This is a genomic window from Rhizobium alarense, from assembly GCF_021555155.1.
In the GTDB taxonomy this organism is placed as follows: Bacteria; Pseudomonadota; Alphaproteobacteria; order Rhizobiales; family Rhizobiaceae; genus Rhizobium_D; species Rhizobium_D alarense.
In genome coordinates this window covers 1-19,552 of record NZ_JAKGBU010000041.1, presented here as the reverse complement: position 1 = coordinate 19,552, position 19,552 = coordinate 1, and the positions used below count along the sequence as shown (strand labels likewise).

The following is a 19,552-nucleotide window of genomic DNA, read 5'->3' as shown; positions in this document are numbered from 1 at the left end:
CGTCGGGACAAGGCTCCAATCGTCACAAAAACTAGGGATTGAACACCATGACGAGTGCAAACGATATCCTCAAGCAGATCAAGGAAAACGACGTCAAGTTCGTCGATCTGCGCTTCACGGATCCGAAGGGCAAGCTGCAGCATGTGACGATGGACGTCTCCTGCGTCGACGAGGACATGTTCGCCGACGGCGTCATGTTCGACGGCTCGTCGATCGCCGGCTGGAAGGCCATCAACGAATCCGACATGGTGCTGATGCCCGACACGGCCACCGTGCACATGGATCCGTTCTTCGCCCAGTCGACCATGGTCATCATGTGCGACATCCTCGACCCGATCTCCGGCGAAGCCTATAACCGCGACCCGCGCGGCACGGCCAAGAAGGCGGAGGCCTATCTGAAGTCCTCCGGCATCGGCGACACGGTGTTCGTCGGCCCCGAGCCCGAATTCTTCGTCTTCGACGACGTCAAGTACAAGGCCGATCCCTACAACACCGGCTTCAAGCTCGATTCGTCCGAGCTGCCGTCCAACGACGACACGGACTACGAGACCGGCAACCTCGGCCACCGTCCGCGCGTCAAGGGCGGCTATTTCCCGGTTCCGCCGGTCGATTCGTGCCAGGACATGCGCTCCGAGATGCTGACGGTGCTCGCCGAGATGGGCGTCGTCGTCGAGAAGCACCACCATGAGGTCGCCGCCGCCCAGCACGAGCTCGGCGTCAAGTTCGACACGCTGGTGCGCAACGCCGACAAGATCCAGATCTACAAGTATGTCGTGCATCAGGTCGCAAACGCCTACGGCAAGACCGCGACCTTCATGCCGAAGCCGATCTTCGGCGACAACGGCTCGGGCATGCACGTGCACCAGTCGATCTGGAAGGACGGCAAGCCGACCTTCGCCGGCGACGAATATGCCGGCCTCTCCGAGTCGTGCCTCTTCTACATCGGCGGCATCATCAAACATGCCAAGGCGATCAACGCCTTCACCAACCCGACGACCAACTCCTACAAGCGCCTGGTCCCGGGTTACGAGGCGCCGGTCCTGCTCGCCTATTCGGCGCGCAACCGCTCCGCCTCCTGCCGCATCCCGTTCGGCTCCGGCCCGAAGTCGAAGCGCGTCGAGGTCCGTTTCCCCGATCCGCTGGCCAACCCCTATCTCGGCTTCGCCGCCATGCTGATGGCCGGGCTCGACGGCATCAAGAACAAGATCCATCCCGGCAAGGCCATGGACAAGGACCTCTACGACCTGCCGCCGAAGGAACTGAAGAAGATCCCGACCGTCTGCGGGTCGCTGCGCGAGGCGCTCGAGAACCTCGACAAGGACCGCAAGTTCCTGACCGCCGGCGGCGTCTTCGACGACGACCAGATCGATGCCTATATCGAACTGAAGATGGTGGAAGTCATGCGCTTCGAAATGACGCCGCACCCGGTCGAGTTCGACATGTACTACTCGGCCTGATCGGCCGACATCGTCCAAGAACGCGGGCGGCCATCGGCCGCCCGTTTGCATTCCGGGATACGGAGCGAATCGACCATGGAAAGCCTGCTGGACGCCTATCGCCGGACGCGCTACGTCGTCGAGACGCCGGACGGCGAGATCGTCGCGCGGATCGGCGAGCACAGTCCCGGTCTCGAAACGCTGATGGCGCAAGAGCGCACGACGACGGCCGCCATGATCACCGCCTGGAACCCGCTCAGCCGGCCGACGCCCGGCGGGGCGAATCGGGACGCCAATCTCCGGCTCGCGGGCGACCTTCGCGCACATTGCGCCGCCGTGCTTCCGGGCCGCGGCGAAGGCACCGACGGGACCTGGCCGCCCGAGGCAAGCTTCCTCGCAATCGGCATCGGCCGGCAGGCGGCGGAAGACCTCGGGCGCACCTATCGCCAGCATGCGATCGTGTGGTTCGAGACCGGCCATCCGCCGGAGCTGCTGCCGCTCAGCGACGAGGCGCTGGCCGCCAGCCGTCCGGAGCCTTCGATACCGTGAACGGGAGGACCTGCCCTTGCGCAATCCGGCGCTGACGACATTTCTGGGACGGGCCGGCGATCGGAACGATCTGGGCATCCCCGGCGCGGCGGCCGTCGGGGACGCCCTTGCCGGCCGTCTGCAGGTGCCGGCAACGACGATCGGCAGGCCGGCGCCGGCGCTGAATGGGGCCTGGGAGGCGGAGCTCGCGGCGGCCCTGCCGGCCCTTCACGAACTCGCCGCCCGTTACAATTCCATTCTCGCGTCCGGCAGGACGCCGGTGACGGCGCTTCCCCGCTGCGCGGCGGCGCTTGCCACCCTGCCGGTCGTCGCGAAACACCGGCCCGAAGCCTGTGTCGTGTGGTTCGACGCCCATGCGGACATCAACACGCCGGAAACGTCATCGAGCGGTTATCTCGGCGGCATGGTCCTCTCCGCGGCGGCTGGCCTCTGGCAGTCCGGCCTGGGGAACGGGTTGCGGCTCGAAAACCTGGTCTTCGTCGGCCTGCGTGACGCCGATCCCGCCGAGCAGGCGCTGATCGCGGCCCGGGCCATCCCGGTGGTTTCTCCTGGAGATGCGATGGCGGATACGCTGCGGCAGGCCATCGCCGGACGTCCGGTCTATGTGCATCTGGATTGCGACGTGCTGAGCCCCGGCCTTGTGCCGACCGACTTTCAGGTCGAGGGCGGGCTGTCGCACGCCGATCTCGGCCGCGCCTGCGCGGTTCTCGCGGAACACGACTGCGTCGGGCTGGAAATCGCGGAATTTCAGGAGGCCTGGCCGGAAAGCGGAAGGCCGGCCTCTCCGGCCGGCCTTCTCGATTCGATTGCGCCGCTGCTTATGCGGCTGTCGCAAGAAGCCTGACCGGGCCGTCCCGATCAGGCCGTCTTGTCGCGTCAGCCGCGCAGGATCGACCGGCCGGCATATTTCGCCTGCGGTCCGAGCTGTTCCTCGATGCGGATCAGCTGGTTGTACTTGGCGGTGCGGTCGGAGCGGGCGAGCGAGCCGGTCTTGATCTGGCCGCAGTTGGTGGCGACAGCGAGGTCGGCAATCGTCGAATCCTCGGTCTCGCCGGAGCGGTGCGACATGACGGCGGAGTAGCTCGCCTTGTGCGCCGTCTCGACGGCGTCGAGCGTTTCCGACAGCGAGCCGATCTGGTTCACCTTGACGAGGATCGAATTGGCGACGCCCATCTTGATGCCGTCGCGCAGCCGTGCCGAATTGGTGACGAACAGATCGTCGCCGACGAGCTGGCACTTGCTGCCGATGAGGTCGGTCACCGCCTTCCAGCCGTCCCAGTCGTCCTCGGCCATGCCGTCCTCGATCGAGAAGATCGGGTATTTCGCCGCAAGTTCGGCAAGGTATTCGGCCATGGCGCCGGGCTCGAGCGTACGGCCCTCGCCTTCCAGCACGTATTTGCCGTCCTTGAAGAATTCCGTCGAGGCGCAGTCGAGGGCGATCATCATGTCGTCGCCCGGCTTGTAGCCGGCTTTTTCGATCGAGGTCATGATGAAGTCGAGCGCGGCGGGCGCCGAGGCGAGGCCCGGCGCGAAGCCGCCTTCGTCGCCGACATTGGTGTTGTGGCCATCGGCGGCGAGCTGCTTCTTCAGCGTGTGGAACACTTCGGAGCCCATGCGCACGGCGTCGCGGATCGTGTCGGCGCCGACCGGCACGATCATGAATTCCTGGAAGTCGATCGGGTTGTCGGCATGCGCGCCGCCGTTGATGATGTTCATCATCGGAACCGGCAGCACGCGGGCGTTCGGGCCGCCGACATAGCGGTAGAGCGGCAGGCCGGCGGCCTCGGCGGCCGCCTTGGCGACGGCAAGCGACACGCCGAGGATGGCGTTGGCGCCGAGGCGGGACTTGTTCGCCGTGCCGTCGAGCTCGATCATCGCCTGGTCGATCTGGATCTGGTTTTCCGCCTCCAGGCCGCCGACCGCCTCGAAGATCTCGCCGTTCACCGCCTCGACGGCGCGCTCGACGCCCTTGCCGAGATAGCGCTTGCCGCCGTCGCGCAGCTCGACCGCCTCATGCGCGCCGGTGGAGGCGCCGGACGGCACGGCGGCGCGGCCGAAGGAGCCGTCCTCCAGATGCACGTCCACTTCGACCGTGGGGTTGCCGCGGCTGTCGAGGATTTCCCGGCCGATGATGTCGATGATAGCGGTCATGGTTGTCTTCCCTCCAAGGATGGGCCTTTGTGGCTGGGGCCGGCGATGATCTAATCGATTAAATCGTCATAATCGAAGCGATGGAAATTGCAAGGACGGCACCGGTGCCTCCCGCCGTAGCGCGGCGGCATGACAGGCATTTGACGCCGTCCGTCATGCCTTGGCGACCGCGTCGAACGCGAGCAGCTTTTCGAGCAGCCGCGGCATGTCTTTCAGATGCACCATGTTCGGGCCGTCCGACGGGGCATTGTCCGGATCCTCGTGCGTCTCGACGAACAGACCGGCGACGCCGACGGCGATTGCGGCGCGCGCCAACGTCTCGACGAATTCCCGCTGGCCGCCCGACGAGCCGCCCTGGCCGCCCGGCTGCTGCACCGAATGGGTTGCGTCGAAGACGACGGGCGCGCCGAGCGCGGCCATGATCGGCAGCGAGCGCATGTCGGAGACGAGCGTGTTGTAGCCGAAGGAGGCGCCGCGCTCGCAGAGCAGCACGTTCGGATTGCCGCTCTCGGTGAATTTCGCCAGCACGTTCTTCATGTCCCAGGGCGCAAGGAACTGGCCCTTCTTGACGTTGATCGCCCGGCCGGTCTTCGCGGCGGCGACGAGCAGGTCGGTCTGGCGCGACAGGAAGGCCGGGATCTGCAGGATGTCGACCGTCCCGGCGACGACCGCGCACTGCTCCTCCGTGTGGATGTCGGTCAGCACCGGAAAGCCGAAGTCCTTCTTCAGGTCGGCGAAGATCTCCATCGCCTTGTCGAGCCCGATGCCGCGCTTGCCGGCGATCGAGGTGCGGTTCGCCTTGTCGAAGGAGGACTTGTAGACAAGGCCGAGCCCGAGCCCGGCGCACAGTTCCTTCAGCGTGCCGGCGATCATATAGGCATGGTCGCGGCTCTCCATCTGGCAGGGGCCGGCGATCAGCGAGAAGCGCCGGTCCTGCGCGAAGGTCACCTTGCCGGCGCCGTCGCCGACCGTCACCGCGGAATTGCTCTGCATGCTCATTCTCCAAAGATGAAATGGACGCCCTGCCCCGGCGCCGGCGGCACCACGAGGCGGTCGTCCCGTTCGCGATAGATGACGCCGTTTGCGGCGAGAAGCCGGCGACAGCGGCCCGAATCGACGGTGCGGAGCACGACGGCGACCCCCTTCAGGCCGCGATCGCCCTCCGGCGGCGCAATGCCGTGGAAGCCGGCAAGGCCCGCCGCGTTCAGCACCGAGATGCGCCCGCGCGGCGTCTCGACAGACATGCCGAAGGAATGCGCCTCGACCGCGCGCTCGAAGGCCGCTTCCTGCACCAGATACTGGAAATCGGTGGGATTCTGTTCGAAGAGCACCACCTCGGCAAGGCCTGTCACGCCGTTCCCGTGGCTCTCCAGCGCCCTGCGGTCCGAAGGGAGCGCCACGACGCGCTCGGAGGCGAAGAAGAAGAAATCGGGCGCCCGCAGATCCGCGGCAAAGACGAGGCGAAAGCTGCCGGTCGCACTGCTGCCGTCCGGCAGGCGCATGTCGCGTGAAAACTCCAGGACCTCGCCGCCCGAAAGGCCGGCCGTCGTATAACGCTCGTCGTCGCCCCAGGCATCGTCCGTCGCCATGGCGACGGCGGAAAACCCCTCCGGTCCGCGCCGGAAGCGGAAGGCCTGGTCGCGGGCGACGAAGGGATTGCCCTCGCGCGCCGCCGCCTCGCAGTCCTCGCGGTTGGCGATGCCGAGCGGTTCCAGATAGCTGCCGTCCGACAGGAAGACGCAGCAGTTTTCCGTCCCGAACGGATGGCGCGCATCGGCGGCGACGGTAAAGCCGAGCTGCGTCAGGCGTTCGCGGGCAAGGGCAAGGTCGGACACCGGCAGCACCAGATGGTCGATCGGGCGGGGCGTTCTCGAACTCACGGTCATCGGCGGCATCCAGTTCCCTGTTCTGGCGCCCGTGCTTTGCATGCTTTCCGTTCCCATTGCAAGCGGAAGCCCCCTCGGCGCGGCGCGTGGAACATTTCGCCGCGACGATCATCCGGGATAGGTTCGCCATCCGGCAGCACGAACGGCCGGCGATATCCCCCTTCCGTCGAATGGTCCCGGTCCCGCCGAGCGGCTATGGTCCGTCATGACGCAGCCGGAAACCTTCGCAGCATGCTGACCGCCATCCTCTCCGACATCCACGCCAACCGCGAGGCCTTCGAGGCCGTGCTGGCGGCCGCCGAGGCGGCGGGCGCGGAGCGTTATGTGCTGCTCGGCGACATCGTCGGCTATGGCGCCGACCCCGAATGGTGCGTGCAACGGGCGCAGGCGCTGCAGGATGACGGCGCGACGGTGCTGCGCGGCAACCATGACGCCGCCGTCGGCAATCCATCCGTGTCGATGAATGCCGCAGCAGCGCTCGCGCTCGAATGGACCCGCAGGCAGCTCTGCCCCCGGTCCCGGGCGTATCTCGCCGCGCTTCCGCTGGACGCGCGGAACGGCGAGATTCTCTACGTCCATGCGGAGGCGCGCGCCCCCGAAGCGTGGAACTACGTGCTCGACGGCCATGATGCGAGGCGGCATCTTGCGGCCTGCGATGCGCGCGTCAGCGTCTGCGGCCACGTTCACAAGCCGGCCCTCTACTGCATGGGGGCGGACGACAGGGTCAAGCGCTTCACGCCCTCCGGAGCGATGCCGGTGCCGCTCCTTGCCCAGCGGCGCTGGCTCGCCGTGGCGGGCTCGGTCGGGCAGCCGCGGGACGGCAACCCGGCCGCCGCCTACTGCCTGCACGACGAGCGGGCCAACACGCTCGCATTCCGCCGCACCGCCTACGACGTGGAGACGGCCGCAGCCAAGATTCGCGCCGCCGGCCTGCCCGCCGCGCTCGCCGACCGGCTCTTCGAAGGACACTGACCATGGCCAATGCGCGCCTCGAGCCCGGTGACGTGATCGACGGTTTCCGCATCGAGGATCTCGCGCACAATGGCGGCATGGCACGCATCTGGAAGGTCAGCCGGCCCGACATCGATTTTCCCATCCTGATGAAGGTGCCGGTGATCGGCGAGGGCGACGACCCGGCGGCGATCGTCGGTTTCGAGATGGAGCAGATGATCCTGCCGCGCCTCGAAGGCCCGCACGTGCCGCGTTTCGTCGCCAACGGCGATTTCGCCACCCTTCCCTATATCGTCATGGAGTGCCTGCCCGGCACTTCGCTCTATCCGGAGATCGACCGCCTGCCCCTGACGCCGGAAGAGGTGGCGGCGGCGGGTGCCAGGGTGGCGACGGCGCTCGATTCGCTGCACCGGCAGCATGTCGTGCATCTCGACCTGAAGCCCTCGAACGTCATGTTCCGGGCAGGCGGCGAGGCGGTGCTGATCGACTACGGCCTCGCCCGCCACCTGCACCTGCCGGACCTGATGGACGAGGAGTTCCGCCTGCCCTACGGCACGGCGCCCTATATGGCGCCGGAACAGGTGCTCGGCACGCGCAGCGATTTCCGCAGCGACCTCTTCGCGCTCGGCGTCATGCTCTACTTTTTCTCGACCGGCGAACGTCCCTTCGGCGATCCGCAGCGCATGAAAGGCCTGAAGCGCCGGCTCTGGCGTGACCCTTTGCCGCCGCGCGCCCGCAACGCCGCGATCCCGCCGGCCCTGCAGGAGGTGATCCTGCGCTGCCTTGAGGTGAACCCGGCCTGGCGTTACCCGACCGCCGCCCAGCTCGCCCTCGACCTGCAGGACCTCTCCGCCGTGAAGCTGACGGCGCGGGCGGAAAAGATGACGCGCGATCCCTTCGGCACGGTGATGCGGCGGCGCTTCAACCCCGTGCCGATCGAGACCGTGAAACCGCAGGCGGCGGAAGCACAACTGACCAACGCCCCGATCGTCGCGGTCGCGATCGACGTCGGCTCCAGCGCGCCCGAGCTTCTCGAAGCGCTGCGCGGCACGGTCACACGCATCATCGAGAACGCGCCGGATGCCCGCATTGCCTGCATCAACGTGCTGCGCATCAACCGGATCACCATCGACACCTCGCTCGACGAGGCCGGCCGCAACAAGCATGTGCTGCGGCTGGTGGAGCTGCGGAGCTGGGCGCAGGAGCTCGCCATGCCGACCGGCGGCATCACCTTCCATGTCCTGGAGGCCGTCTCGCCCGCCGATGCGATCCTCGACTATGCCCGCGAGAACTATGTCGACCACATCGTCATGGGCGCACGCGCCGAATCCGCCATGCGCTCCATGCTCGGCAGCGTCTCGGGCGAAGTCGCGGCGCATGCGCCCTGCACGGTCACGGTCGTGCGCAACCGGCCGCGCCCCGCCTGATCAGCCCCTCGGCGTCCAGGACACGGGCGTCTTGTCGCGCTCCACGACATAGAACCGGCCGGCCTCGACCTCCTGCCACGATCCCTGCGTGCCATCCGGCCAGAGCACCCGGACCTGCGCCCGCGCGGCGTCACCGAGCCCGAAATGCAGCCAGCCCCAATGGCCGCTGGCGTGCCCGCCGCCGACCGTCAGTTCGCGGCGCAGCGTGCGCGCTCCGAGCTTCACCTCGATCCAGGCACCGACCGCGCCCGGATTGACGCCCGCCTGCCGCAGCGACAGGCCGAGCCAGTGACCGGCGCCCTCGGTCGCATTGCGCCAGAGCTCGGCGTTCCGCCAGCGGTTGACCACGACCATGTCGATGCGGCCGTCGAGGTTGAAGTCGGCGAGCGAGGCGCCGCGGGCGACCGCGAAATTGGCGATTCCCGCCTTGTCGCCCATCTCCGCGAAGGTGCCGTCCCGTCGCTGGACGAGCAGGTTGTCCGGATCCTTCTCGGCGAAATCCGGCATCGTCGCCACATTGCCCTTGGCGACGAAGAGATCGACGAAGCCGTCGTTGTTCACGTCCTCGAACTGGGTATGCCAGCCGGTCGACGGCCGCACGTCGCCGCCCGCATAGGGCCGGTGCGCGGTGACGCCGCGCTTGAAGGCGATGTCCGCATAGCCGGGTTGCGGCCTGCCGTCCGGCGGGATCGCGGCAAGCGCCTGAAGCTTGTTGTCGGCCATGCTGGAGAGGTAATATTCCGGGTAGCCGTCGAGATCGAGGTCGTAGCCGGCAATGCCCATGCCCCAGATGCGCAGGTACTTCCAGCCCTCTTCCGCCGTGTAGAGCACCGGCTCCCGCCCGCTCTCCACCTTCCACATCTGCTCCTGGCCGCCCTTGTAGTATTCGCGGTCGTTGGAAACGCGCAACGACGGCGTGCCGGAACGGTTCCAGTCGGTGAACAGCATCGACAGCGGGCAGAAGCTGGGTTTCAGCGCGGCAGGCGGCGCGAACCGGCGCTCCGCCGTGCCGGCCGGCCGGTGCAGCCAGTTGTCGGTGCACGAGCCCCAGGGAAACATCTCCTCATGCCGGTCGATATAGTTGCCGACGGCGAGCGTCGGCCACCGGTTGCCGCGCCCGAAGGTCGCGGAAAAGGCCGTTGACCAGGCATCGCCGCCGTCGAAGCCCCAGGCCTCGTTGGCCCGCTCGAAGCGGCAGCCGCCGCGGCCGCGCATCAGCACGTTCTCGCCGACCCGCAGCAGCATCACGTCGGTCACGCCGTCGCTGTCGACATCCAGCGGATAGGCGCCGGTGACGGCGTCGAGCTCCAGGCCGCTGTCCCGCCGCTCGAACTGCAGCGCGCCGCCGGGCGCGGACGCGTTGCGGAAGAAGGCGGCCTCTTTCGCCCCGCCGGCGAGCAGCAGGTCGGGAAAACCGTCCGCGTCGCAATCGAAGGTCGCCGCGCCGCCGCCGACCATGTACTGGAAATCGCCGTCGTAGACGCTCTCGACGCCGGCCGCCGCCGCCTCCTCGACGAAACGCGGCACCAGCGGTCCGTCTTCGGCATGGCCGGAAACCGCCGGAGCGAGCAGCAGCGCGACGGAAAGCAGGGCCCGCCGCGCGCTCAACGTCTCGTCCTCAGCGCGACCGCATGGGCGCCGATGCAGCGGCCCTGGTCGAGGCCGCGCTCGATCGCCGCGCGGAAATGGATGCCGCCGTAAAGCCGCGAAATGCCGGCCTCTTCGGCCGCCTGCCAGAAGCTGCCGAAGCGCCGCGGCGGCAGCCCGTCGGCCGCATGGGTCGCGTCCTCGAAGGCGAAGCTTTCGCCGAAGAAGCCGGCAAGCACGGTCGCCGCCGCGCCCGACTGGGTGCTGTGGCCGCTCGGATACTCCGGAAAGGGCGGCGTGATCAGCAGCGGTTCCCAGCCCTTGTCGATGACGCGGCGGATATAGGTGACGGGACGCACCAGGTCGAACTCGTACTTGCTCGCCCAGCAGCCGATGAAGGCGTCGGCAAGCGTGACGCCGAGCCGCGCCAGAACGTCGGCGGCGCGTTCGGCACCCTCGCCGTCGCGCTCCAGGAGCTGCAGCGCGATCGAGATCCAGTGGCCGGGCGGCGTCGGCGAGAGCATCGGGTCGTCCGACCAGAAGCGGGCGACCCCGCGCTGCTCCGGCGTGATCTCCCGGACCGTGCGATAGACCTCCTCCGCCTCGGTGCGGAACGCCGAGCCCTCCGCCTCGCTGTAGGCGGGCGGCGGCGGCAGGGCGCAGCTCTTTCCCGTCGGCATGGCGAAGGCGCGGTTCTCGCCCCATTGCGGCAGAAGCGGCATCTGCTGCTGCGCGATCAGGCTCGTCGGCACCCAGTGCGCCGGTCCTTCCGTCAGCCTATATTCGAGCGGAAAGCCCATGTTCTCGACGACCGCGCCGCCGTCCGTGCCGGACCAGGCGAGAATATGCGCCGCAACCGCCTGCCCGGCCGTCACGCTCCGGGCGACGACGTCGGCCGGAACGCCCGAAGCGACGCGCTCGGCCATGCGGGCCTCCATCGCGCCGAGCGCCCTCTGGCCGGTCGGTCCGGTGTTGAAGAAGAACGCCTTGGCGCCGGCGGTCAGCGCCGCATTGACAACGACCGCCTCGTCATAGACGGCGTCCGCCTGCCGCGCGGGCAGCGTGTCGAGGCCGTTGAGCTGGCCGGCGAGCGAAACGAGGTCCGGCGCGCCGCCGGCGACCGCCTCGTAGGCCGTCACGCCGAGATAGGCGAAGGCGCGGCTCGCGACGGGTGGCGAATAGGTCGGCGTGTGGCGCACCAGTTCGAGGACAAGCCTGTACCAGCCACGGATGACCACGTCGCCGGATGGCCGTGGCTCCGCCGCCGCACCGCAGAATGCGAAAAGCAGCAGGGCCGACAGAATGGTCGACCTGAATCGATTGAAGCCCCGTTTCATGCACCCCCCGCACCGTTTTTCCATCGGCGTTCCCGCCCTTAGATCACGACGCGGGCGGGTTTCGCAAGCGGTTTGCAGCATGGGCTTCGGATGTCCCGAGCGATCTGCCGGGCACGTCGGGACAGGCGACGGTTGCGCTACGGGAACGTGCCGCAGTTTACCCGCGACGGGCGCAAGGGCGACAGCCTGAAGGCTCCCCTCACGGAATTGCGAAGATGCTGATCTGGTTGGCAATGCCGCGCAGCGTGACCGTGTGCGCGACGGGGCTGAGCCCGCGGTCGGCGAGCAGCGCCGACGCGTCCCGGTTGTCCAGCACCGCGCCGGTGGCGAAGATCTCCTGCGCGGCCGCCAGATGCTGGACGCGCGAGGCGATGTTGACCGTCTGGCCGAAATAGTCCTGCCGCTCGTTCAAATTGACGGCGATGCAGGGCCCCTCGTGGATGCCGATCTTCAGGAGCAGGTCCTCGCTGCCGCGCTCGGTGTTCAGCCGGCCCATGGCGTCGCGCATGCGCATGGCCGCCGCGACCGCCCGGTCCGGCGTCGGGAAGGTCGCCATGACGGCGTCGCCGATCGTCTTGACGACGGCGCCGGCCTCCGCCGTGACGATCTCGTTCAGCACCTGGAAATGCGCGCGGACGAGATCGAAGGCGGCGAGGTCGCCGACGCGCTCGTAGAGCTCGGTCGAGCCGCGCAGGTCCGTGAAGAGGAAGGTCAGGCTGGTGATCTTCAGCCGCTGGTCGAGATCGAGCGTGTCGGTGCGGTAGATGTCGCGGAACGCTTGGTTGGACAGAAGCCGCTTGGCCGTCAGGAAGGGGCGGCGGCGGCCGAGAATGGCATGCAACGCCTCGCCGGCGATGCAGACCGAGGGCAGCGTGCGCACCTCCGTATGGTTCTCGACCTGGATGCGCACCGGCCCGGGCTGCAGGATCAGGGTCTCGCTGTGGCGGTGCGTCCGGTCGAAGACCAGCGACAGGCTGCGGCGCTCCTTGGTCGGCTCGCCGCGGACATCGATGAACTGCGCCGCATGGGTCACCGGTTCGAAGACGATGACGAATTCCTCCGGGAGCTGCAGCGCGAGCACCGCCCTCTCGCCGGGCGGCAGTTCGAGCGATTCGATGACGAAGCCGTCGACCTTTTCCGCATAGTCCTCGTCCGGCAGGTCGAGCCCCGATCCCCAGTAGATCTGGCGGAAATATTCAAGGGCCGGCAGGTCGTGCGGACTGTGCGCCGCGATGTGGCGCACTCGCGGGCTGACGGTGAAGGTCACCTCGACCATCTCGTCGAGCGTCGGCTCGTAGCCGGCGGCGCAGAGCGCGCAGGTATATTCCTCGCTCTTGACGGTCCGCAGCGACGTATTGGCATCCAGCACGCCGCCGCAGCCCGGGCAGAGCACGTTCCAGGAGAGATCGAAGATGCCGAGGCGCGAGGCGTGCAGGAAACCCGCGAGCACCGCCTCCTCGTCGAGCCCCTCCGCCTTTGCGAAGGCGAGCGCGTTGATGCGGCAGAGCCGATGGTCCGGCGCATCGCGGACGAGCCGCTCGAACGCGTCGACGACCGCCGGCGTTGCCGACTGGCGCAGGACCGCGAACAATGATTGAGCCTCTCCCATGACGCCATTCTATACGCAAATCGCGATGCGGTCAGGCGATTTCGTGGAGCAGACGCGGCAGCGCGGAAGCCATGGGAAGACCTGAAAATCGCCGCTATGCTGCCGATGCCGTTATACCAGCCGCGACTGTTCCAGCGCCGCCTCGATGAAGCTCGCAAACAGCGGATGCGGATCGAGCGGCCGCGACTTCAGTTCCGGATGGTACTGCACGCCGATGAACCAGGGATGGTCCGGATATTCCACCGTTTCCGGCAGCACGCCGTCGGGCGACATGCCCGAGAAGACGAGGCCGCAGTTTTCCAGCCGCTCCTTGTAGTCGACATTGACCTCGTAGCGGTGGCGGTGGCGCTCGGAAATGTCGGTCGAATGGTAGATGTCGGCGATCTTCGTGCCGGCTTTCAGCGAGGCGCGATAGGCGCCGAGGCGCATCGTGCCGCCGAGATCGCCGGACGCGTTGCGCTTTTCCAGCGCATTGCCCTTCACCCATTCCGTCATCAGGCCGACCACCGGCTCGGCGGTCTTGCCGAACTCCGTGGACGACGCCTTCTCGATTCCGGCGAGGTTTCGGGCGGCTTCCACCACCGCCATCTGCATGCCGAAACAGATGCCGAAATAGGGCACCTTGCGCTCGCGGGCGAAGCGCGCCGCGTTGATCTTGCCCTCGGAACCGCGCTCGCCGAAGCCGCCGGGCACCAGGATGCCGTGCACCTTCTCGAGATAGGGTGCCGGATCCTCCTTCTCGAAGACTTCCGATTCGATCCAGTCGAGCTTGACCTTGACGTGGTTGGCGATGCCGCCGTGGTAGAGCGCCTCGATCAGCGACTTGTAGGCGTCCTTGAGGCCCGTGTACTTGCCGACGATCGCGATGGTCACCTCGCCTTCCGGCGTGCGGATGCGGTCGGCGACGGTCTGCCACGCATCGAGGCGCGGCTTCGGCGCCGGCTCGATGCCGAAGGCGGCGAGCACCTCGTCGTCGAGCCCTTCCTTGTGATAGGCGAGCGGCACGTCGTAGATCGAAGCAACGTCGAGCGCCTGGATGACGGCGGAGGGCCGCACGTTGCAGAAGAGCGAGAGCTTCCTGCGCTCGGCCTCGGGAATCTCCCGGTCGGCGCGGACCAACAGGATATCCGGCGCGATGCCGAGCGCCTGCAACTCCTTCACCGAATGCTGCGTCGGCTTGGTCTTCAACTCGCCGGCCGCCGGGATATAGGGCATGAGGGTCAGGTGGACATAGACGGCGGTGTTGCGCGGCAGGTCGTTGCCGAGCTGGCGGATCGCCTCCATGAAGGGCATCGCCTCGATGTCGCCCACCGTGCCGCCGATCTCGCAGAGCACGAAGTCGTAGTCCTCGTTGCCCTCGGTGACGAAGGCCTTGATCTCGTTGGTGACGTGCGGGATGACCTGGACGGTGGCGCCGAGATAGTCGCCGCGCCGTTCCTTGTCGATGATGTTCTTGTAGATGCGGCCGGTGGTGATGTTGTCAGTCTTGGTGGCCGAACGCCCGGTGAAGCGCTCGTAATGGCCGAGGTCGAGGTCGGTTTCCGCCCCGTCGTCGGTCACGAAGACCTCGCCGTGCTGCGTCGGGCTCATCGTGCCCGGATCGACATTGAGATAGGGATCCAGCTTCCGCAGCCGCACACGGTAGCCGCGCGCCTGCAGGAGGGCTCCGAGAGCGGCGGCCGCGATGCCTTTTCCGAGGGAAGAAACCACGCCGCCAGTGATGAATACATATCGCGCCATGGGAGTCACCGGATACCTTTTCAAAAATGATTCCGCCACCGAAAAATCGCCGCCGGGCGAAGTTCGGGAAGAGCAATCAGCGTTTTACACAAGAAGAAGGCCGGTTGGGTCTCGCCAACCGGCCGTTTCGTTTCACGCCTTGCGGCTCACTGGCCGCTCGGCACGTCCGAGTTGTTCTGGCCGGAGCCGGTCGTGGAGTTCTGGTTCGTCGTCGCGCCGTTCGTACCGCTCGCCGCGCCGTCGTCCGACGGAACGGTGTCAGTGCCGGTCGGGGGCGTCTGGCTGTTGCCGTCGGTGTTCGTCTCGCCGCCGCCGAGCGCGTCGAGGACGCCGCCCGTGCCGGACGTGCCGGGGATGCGGTCGAGGATGTCGGTCGGCCGGCTCTCGAAGCGGGCAAGGATGCCCATGCCGAGCGCGAGAACGAAGAACAGCACCGCCAGGATCGCCGTCGTGCGCGTCAGCGCATTGGCCGTGCCCCGCGCCGACATGAAGCCGGAACCGCCGCCGATGCCGAGGCCGCCGCCTTCGGAACGCTGGATCAGCACGACGCCGATCAGCGCGACCACGACCATGAGATAGATGACGAGCAAGATGGTCTGCATGTTTCCAAGAATCCCGGCCGAGCGGCCCAAAAATGAAGTTGGCGGCTCCATATACCATGGCGCCGCCCATTCCAAGCCCTCGACAGTTCCTTCGCGGGAAAAGCCGTCAGGCGGTCAAGTCCTCGTATGCCCGGTAGATGGCGAGGAAGTCTTCCGATTTCAAGCTCGCGCCGCCGACGAGCGCGCCGTCGACATTGTCGATGCCCATCAGGTCCTTCGCATTGCCGGGCTTCACCGAACCGCCGTAGAGGATGCGCATCGCCACCCCCTCGCCGGCAAAACGCCGGGCGAGCTCGGCGCGCAGGAAGGCATGCGCCTCCGCGACGTCGGCGACCGTCGGGGTCAGTCCCGTGCCGATCGCCCAGACCGGCTCGTAGGCGACGACCGTGTTCGCCGCCGTCGCGCCGTCCGGAACGGACCCGGCAAGCTGCGTCTTCAGGACGTCGAGCGTCCTGCCGCCCTTGCGCTCGGCTTCCGTCTCGCCGATGCAGACGATGGCGACGAGGTCGTTCCGGTGGGCGATCTCCGCCTTGGCGCGCACCAGCGCGTCGCTCTCCTCGTGGTCCGTGCGCCGCTCCGAATGGCCGACGATGACGTGGGTTGCGAAACAGTCGGCGATCATCTCGGCGGAAATGTCCCCCGTATGGGCGCCGGAGGCCGTTTCGTGGCAGTCCTGCGCACCGATCGCAAGCGGGCTGTCGTCGCAAAGCGCGGTCGCCACATAGAGCAGCGTCGCCGGCGGGCAGAGCAGGCTCTGCACCTTCGCCGCGAGGGGACCTTTCACCCCTTCGGCAATCGCCTTGATCTGGTCGAGCGAGGCGCGCGTGCCGTGCATCTTCCAGTTGCCCGCAACCAGCGGGGTGACATTCGGGGTCATGGGGCCTCCCTTGCCTTCCATTTCGGTCGGCTTGCGACCTAGCAAATCGCGAGGAGCAAGGAAAGCCGCCCTTTCCGGGCGACAGCCGAATGATTCGGGCGTGCTGTCCGTCTAACGTTAGGTTGTGCTATGCTCACACCGAGGATGGGGCCCGATGCTGACCACGCGCTGCGCACGCATTGCCTTGCTTGCCGTCCTGCTGGCGCCCGGCTGGGGTGCTGCGGCAGACGACGCCGTGCGCGACCCCTGGACGGCGGCGAGCGCCGACGAGATCGCCCGCGGGCTCATCCCCGCCTTTTCGAAGACCCGCGGCCTTCTCGTCGAGACGACGCCGATCGCGACGAACAGCTATGGCGACGCGCTCGCTGCAACGGTCAACCTCGCCGTCGAATTCGAATTCAACTCCGCAGCATTGACGGAGAAGGCCGCGACGCTGCTCGACGCGCTCGGCGAAGCCCTCGGCCGGCCCGAGCTTGCGCAATACCGCTTCGTGCTCGGCGGCCACACGGACGCGGTCGGCTCCGACACGTTCAATCTCGACCTCAGCCGCCAGCGCGCCGAGACGACGGCCCGGTTTCTCGCGGAGCGCTACGGCGTCGGAAGCGAACGGCTCGTGCTGCGCGCCTTCGGCGAGACGGCGCTGCTCCTGCCCGACCGGCCGGACGACGCGCGCAACCGCCGCGTCGAGGTGTCGACGCTGGCGCCGGAGGCGACGCAATGAGGCAGGGCGGCAAAAGCGCAGCTTTCCATGATCGGACGGACTGGCTTCGCCCGGCATCGGCCTTGTTCGCCCTGCTGGCAGCACTGCTCGTCGCCTTTCCAGCTCTCGCCGAAAGGCGCGTCGCGCTCGTGATCGGCATGTCCGGCTACCGGTCGATCGCGCCGTTGCGCAACACCGCGGCCGACGCGCGCGCCATCGCCGCGATGCTGGAGAAGCTCGATTTCACCGTAGACCTCTCGATCGACGCGCCGCTTGCGGCCATGACGCAGACGATGGCCGACTTTTCCCGCAAGGCCGAGACGGCGGAAATCGCGCTCGTCTACTATGCCGGCCACGGCGTCGAGGCGGCCGGCGAGAACTACCTGATCCCCGTCGACATCAGGGTCGACGACCCGGCGAAGATCCCCGAGCGCGCCGTCAGCCTCGCCGCCCTCCTCGACAGCGTCGAGCGGGCGCGTCGGCTGCGGATCGTCATCCTCGATTCCTGCCGCAACAATCCCTTCAAGGCCTGGTCGGGCGTCGCCGCAGACAACAGCAACACGTCCGTCGGCGGCGACGGGCTTTCCGCGCCCGACCCGTCCCAGGGCATGCTCGTCGTCTATGCGGCCGAGGGCGGCAAGGTGGCGCTCGACGGCGACGGCAGTCACAGCCCCTTCGCGACGGCCCTGATCGAGACGCTGCCCGCCCCGAATGTCGAGATCGGTCTCGTCTTCCGCAGGGTGCGCGACCGGGTCATGGCGCTGACGGCCAACAAGCAGCAGCCGCATTTCTACGGCTCGCTGTCCGGCGCGCCCTTTTTCCTCGCCGGCGAGGATGCGGCGCTTGCCGCCGTCGACGACAAGGCCGGCCGGTGGCAGGCGCTGAAGCCCGAGCAGGAGGTGCAGCTGGCGGCGCTCGCCGGCGAAGGCAACACCCGCGCCATGCTCGGCCTCGGCTACATGTCGCTGACGCCCGACACCGGCAGGTTCAAGCCCGAGAAGGCCTTCGCGCTGTTCAAGGCGGCCGCCGATGCCGGCGATGCGGAGGCGATGTTCGAACTCGGCAAGCTCTATGAGAAGGGGATCGGCACAACGCAGGACATCGCCGCCGCGCTGACACTCTACCGACGCTCCGCCGATCTCGGCTTCGCCGATGCGATCAACGATCTCGGCTTCCTCTACTACCAGGGCGCCGACGGCCTGGCGCGCGATCCGAAGAAGGCGGTGGAACTCTTCGTGCGGGCAGCGGACCTGCGCCATCCGCAGGCGATGTTCAACGTCGCGGCACTGATCGACGACGGCGTCATTGCCGGAAAGACGCCGGACGATGCCGCCGGTTACCTCTACGCGGCGCTGCGCTCGGGCGTGGAGGACGTGCTTGAGCAGTTGACGACACGGCCGGACATGTTCTCGGCGGCGACGCGGCGGGCACTCCAGGCCGAATTGCAGCGCAACGCATTCTATGCCGGCGCGATCGACGGCCAGATCGGCGCCGGCACGCAGCGCAGCATGCGCATCGCCTTTGGCCAGACGGACTAGACGACAAGGGGGACCACCATGTTCATGACCTTTCGGCGCGGCGCGCTGTGGCCGCGCGTCGCCGCAGCGCTTGTGTCCATGCCGCTCTGCCTGGTGCCGGCGGCGCCCGGCTTCGGCCAATCCACCGACAACGGCAGCAGCGAAGACCCGGGTCAGCGCCCGACCGGTGCGGGCGGAACCACGGCGCCGAGCGATTTCAGCGACTATCTCACCAATGCGATCGTGCTGAACCTGCGCGCCGTGCGCGAGGAGTGCTCGCGCTACGATCCGATCTACCGGCTCGACTGCGTGCAGCAGGGGTTCGAGGAGGTCGCGCGCCGCATGCCGCAGGGCGACTACCGCGAAGCCCGCCAGATCATCTTCCGTGCAGCCGCCCAGCTCGACAGCGTCGTCGCCCGCAATGCGGACCGCAGCGTGCCGCGCCAGCGCTCCGTCCCGAACCGCCGCTTCAAGCAGAAGAAGACCTATACGGCCGTCAAGCGGCAGAACCTGCGCCAGGCGATGCAGCAGGCCGAGCGCGTCGTCGCGGAAGCCGAGACGCGGCTCCTGCGCTCGGCGGAGAATTCCGAGAAGCGCTACAGCCATTACCAGCAGATCGCCGCCGCCGTCGGCTCGAACAAGGTGCTGCTGCGGTCCGCCTGACGCCCGTCGTGCTACTGTGCGAAGATCCAGTTGAGTGCCGCGCGCCAGTCGGTCATGCGCACCGGCGTGCCGTGGGTGCCGGTCTGGAAGAGCACGAAGCGGGCCGGCACGCCGGCCTTGCGCAGCGCACGGAACACCCTGATCTGCTCGTTGGCCTGGTAGACCGGATCAAGGTCGCCATGCGTGAAATAGACCGGCAGCCGTGCCCGGCCCGCCGCCGTCGCGGGGAATTCGCCGTCCGGCGCCCCGCCCATCAGCACCATGCCCGAAAGGTTCGCCACCGCCCCGGCGTCGCGGGCGATGCCGGCACAGACGAAGCTGCCCATCGAGGCGCAGGCGAGCACCACCCTGCCACCGGGCGACTTTGCTTTCGCCTCGGCGATCAGGCCGGCAACGGCGGCAATGCCCGGCGCGCCGGAGTCGCGCACGGAGGGCGCATAATAGACGCCGCCATTGCGCACCGCGAGGTTCTTCAGCCGGTTGAAGTTGCCGCCGAAGGACCAGTCGTTGGCGCCGAGCC

The 19,552-nt window shown here is 67.7% G+C and carries 17 protein-coding genes and 1 pseudogene; 8 read left to right on the top strand and 10 right to left on the bottom strand.

The features are described from left to right. The first annotated feature begins 47 nt into the window (after positions 1–47). The 3 genes from glnA to LXM94_RS14080 all read left to right on the top strand — a co-directional run bounded on the left by glnA (position 48) and on the right by LXM94_RS14080 (position 2,829). Positions 48–1,457, top strand: coding sequence for a type I glutamate--ammonia ligase (gene glnA / locus LXM94_RS14090; protein ID WP_235772102.1), 1,410 nt, complete (start codon positions 48–50; stop codon positions 1,455–1,457). A gap of 75 nt (positions 1,458–1,532) precedes the next feature. Beyond that, the gene (locus LXM94_RS14085) at positions 1,533–1,985 is read left to right on the top strand and encodes a DUF3293 domain-containing protein (RefSeq protein ID WP_235772101.1); all 453 of its coding nucleotides are present in this window, start codon (positions 1,533–1,535) and stop codon (positions 1,983–1,985) included. A 16-nt stretch (positions 1,986–2,001) separates the two neighbouring features. Continuing rightward, the gene (locus tag LXM94_RS14080; RefSeq protein ID WP_235772100.1) at positions 2,002–2,829 is read left to right on the top strand and encodes an arginase family protein; all 828 of its coding nucleotides are present in this window, start codon (positions 2,002–2,004) and stop codon (positions 2,827–2,829) included. Positions 2,830–2,861: 32 nt separating this feature from the next. Here LXM94_RS14080 and eno read toward each other — a convergent pair whose 3' ends face one another. The 3 genes from eno to LXM94_RS14065 form a co-directional block, all read right to left on the bottom strand. Further along, a complete protein-coding gene (gene eno / locus LXM94_RS14075) occupies positions 2,862–4,136 on the bottom strand; it encodes a phosphopyruvate hydratase (RefSeq protein ID WP_235772099.1) in 1,275 nt (424 codons plus the stop codon). Between the two features lie 153 nt (positions 4,137–4,289). Then, positions 4,290–5,129, bottom strand: a complete 840-nt coding sequence (gene kdsA / locus LXM94_RS14070; protein ID WP_408015645.1) for a 3-deoxy-8-phosphooctulonate synthase — start codon at positions 5,127–5,129, stop codon at positions 4,290–4,292. Between the two features lie 2 nt (positions 5,130–5,131). Then, a complete protein-coding gene (locus LXM94_RS14065; RefSeq protein WP_235772097.1) occupies positions 5,132–6,022 on the bottom strand; it encodes a VOC family protein in 891 nt (296 codons plus the stop codon). A gap of 231 nt (positions 6,023–6,253) precedes the next feature. Here LXM94_RS14065 and LXM94_RS14060 point away from each other — a divergent pair, with 231 nt between their 5' ends. Together LXM94_RS14060 and LXM94_RS14055 are read left to right on the top strand one after the other, a co-directional pair. Further along, positions 6,254–6,994, top strand: coding sequence for a metallophosphoesterase family protein (locus LXM94_RS14060; protein ID WP_235772096.1), 741 nt, complete (start codon positions 6,254–6,256; stop codon positions 6,992–6,994). Positions 6,995–6,996: 2 nt separating this feature from the next. After that, a complete protein-coding gene (locus LXM94_RS14055; protein ID WP_235772095.1) occupies positions 6,997–8,400 on the top strand; it encodes a serine/threonine protein kinase in 1,404 nt (467 codons plus the stop codon). Here LXM94_RS14055 and LXM94_RS14050 read toward each other — a convergent pair whose 3' ends face one another. From LXM94_RS14050 to tpiA, 6 genes are all read right to left on the bottom strand, one after another. Continuing rightward, positions 8,401–10,008, bottom strand: a complete 1,608-nt coding sequence (locus LXM94_RS14050; RefSeq protein ID WP_235772094.1) for a CRTAC1 family protein — start codon at positions 10,006–10,008, stop codon at positions 8,401–8,403. Then, a complete protein-coding gene (locus tag LXM94_RS14045; protein WP_235772093.1) occupies positions 10,005–11,324 on the bottom strand; it encodes a vanadium-dependent haloperoxidase in 1,320 nt (439 codons plus the stop codon). The genes LXM94_RS14050 and LXM94_RS14045 overlap by 4 nt, the downstream gene beginning before the upstream one ends. Positions 11,325–11,523: 199 nt before the next feature. Further along, the gene (locus tag LXM94_RS14040; protein ID WP_235772092.1) at positions 11,524–12,933 is read right to left on the bottom strand and encodes an adenylate/guanylate cyclase domain-containing protein; all 1,410 of its coding nucleotides are present in this window, start codon (positions 12,931–12,933) and stop codon (positions 11,524–11,526) included. A 111-nt stretch (positions 12,934–13,044) separates the two neighbouring features. Next, positions 13,045–14,673: a CTP synthase gene (locus tag LXM94_RS14035; RefSeq protein ID WP_235772091.1), complete on the bottom strand. Its 1,629-nt coding sequence runs from the start codon at positions 14,671–14,673 to the stop codon at positions 13,045–13,047. A gap of 146 nt (positions 14,674–14,819) precedes the next feature. After that, the gene (gene secG / locus LXM94_RS14030) at positions 14,820–15,275 is read right to left on the bottom strand and encodes a preprotein translocase subunit SecG (RefSeq protein ID WP_235772090.1); all 456 of its coding nucleotides are present in this window, start codon (positions 15,273–15,275) and stop codon (positions 14,820–14,822) included. A 106-nt stretch (positions 15,276–15,381) separates the two neighbouring features. Beyond that, complete coding sequence (gene tpiA, locus LXM94_RS14025) at positions 15,382–16,152, bottom strand: triose-phosphate isomerase (protein WP_235772089.1); 771 nt, start codon at positions 16,150–16,152, stop codon at positions 15,382–15,384. 154 nt (positions 16,153–16,306) lie between these two features. On the opposite strand from tpiA, the gene LXM94_RS14020 reads away from it, so the two are divergent. The 3 genes from LXM94_RS14020 (at position 16,307) to LXM94_RS14010 (ending at position 19,032) form a co-directional block, all read left to right on the top strand. Beyond that, complete coding sequence (locus LXM94_RS14020) at positions 16,307–16,873, top strand: OmpA family protein (RefSeq protein WP_235772088.1); 567 nt, start codon at positions 16,307–16,309, stop codon at positions 16,871–16,873. 62 nt (positions 16,874–16,935) lie between these two features. Further along, positions 16,936–18,390 (top strand): caspase family protein, encoded by a 1,455-nt coding sequence (locus tag LXM94_RS14015; RefSeq protein WP_235772087.1) that lies wholly within the window; start codon positions 16,936–16,938, stop codon positions 18,388–18,390. 18 nt (positions 18,391–18,408) lie between these two features. Next, complete coding sequence (locus LXM94_RS14010; RefSeq protein ID WP_235772086.1) at positions 18,409–19,032, top strand: hypothetical protein; 624 nt, start codon at positions 18,409–18,411, stop codon at positions 19,030–19,032. Positions 19,033–19,043: 11 nt separating this feature from the next. On the opposite strand, the pseudogene LXM94_RS14005 reads toward LXM94_RS14010, so the two are convergent. After that, positions 19,044–19,552, bottom strand: a pseudogene (locus LXM94_RS14005) (alpha/beta hydrolase); the annotation flags it as partial.

Coding starts and splice junctions, on each gene's coding strand:
- tpiA (WP_235772089.1), bottom strand. CDS start 16,152: ATGACCCCGAATGTCACCCCGCTGGTTGCGGGCAACTGGAAGATGCAC.
- kdsA (WP_408015645.1), bottom strand. CDS start 5,129: ATGCAGAGCAATTCCGCGGTGACGGTCGGCGACGGCGCCGGCAAGGTG.
- LXM94_RS14020 (WP_235772088.1), top strand. CDS start 16,307: ATGCTGACCACGCGCTGCGCACGCATTGCCTTGCTTGCCGTCCTGCTG.
- LXM94_RS14065 (WP_235772097.1), bottom strand. CDS start 6,022: ATGACCGTGAGTTCGAGAACGCCCCGCCCGATCGACCATCTGGTGCTG.
- LXM94_RS14055 (WP_235772095.1), top strand. CDS start 6,997: ATGGCCAATGCGCGCCTCGAGCCCGGTGACGTGATCGACGGTTTCCGC.
- LXM94_RS14035 (WP_235772091.1), bottom strand. CDS start 14,673: ATGGCGCGATATGTATTCATCACTGGCGGCGTGGTTTCTTCCCTCGGA.
- LXM94_RS14010 (WP_235772086.1), top strand. CDS start 18,409: ATGTTCATGACCTTTCGGCGCGGCGCGCTGTGGCCGCGCGTCGCCGCA.
- eno (WP_235772099.1), bottom strand. CDS start 4,136: ATGACCGCTATCATCGACATCATCGGCCGGGAAATCCTCGACAGCCGC.
- glnA (WP_235772102.1), top strand. CDS start 48: ATGACGAGTGCAAACGATATCCTCAAGCAGATCAAGGAAAACGACGTC.
- LXM94_RS14045 (WP_235772093.1), bottom strand. CDS start 11,324: ATGAAACGGGGCTTCAATCGATTCAGGTCGACCATTCTGTCGGCCCTG.
- secG (WP_235772090.1), bottom strand. CDS start 15,275: ATGCAGACCATCTTGCTCGTCATCTATCTCATGGTCGTGGTCGCGCTG.
- LXM94_RS14060 (WP_235772096.1), top strand. CDS start 6,254: ATGCTGACCGCCATCCTCTCCGACATCCACGCCAACCGCGAGGCCTTC.
- LXM94_RS14040 (WP_235772092.1), bottom strand. CDS start 12,933: ATGGGAGAGGCTCAATCATTGTTCGCGGTCCTGCGCCAGTCGGCAACG.
- LXM94_RS14085 (WP_235772101.1), top strand. CDS start 1,533: ATGGAAAGCCTGCTGGACGCCTATCGCCGGACGCGCTACGTCGTCGAG.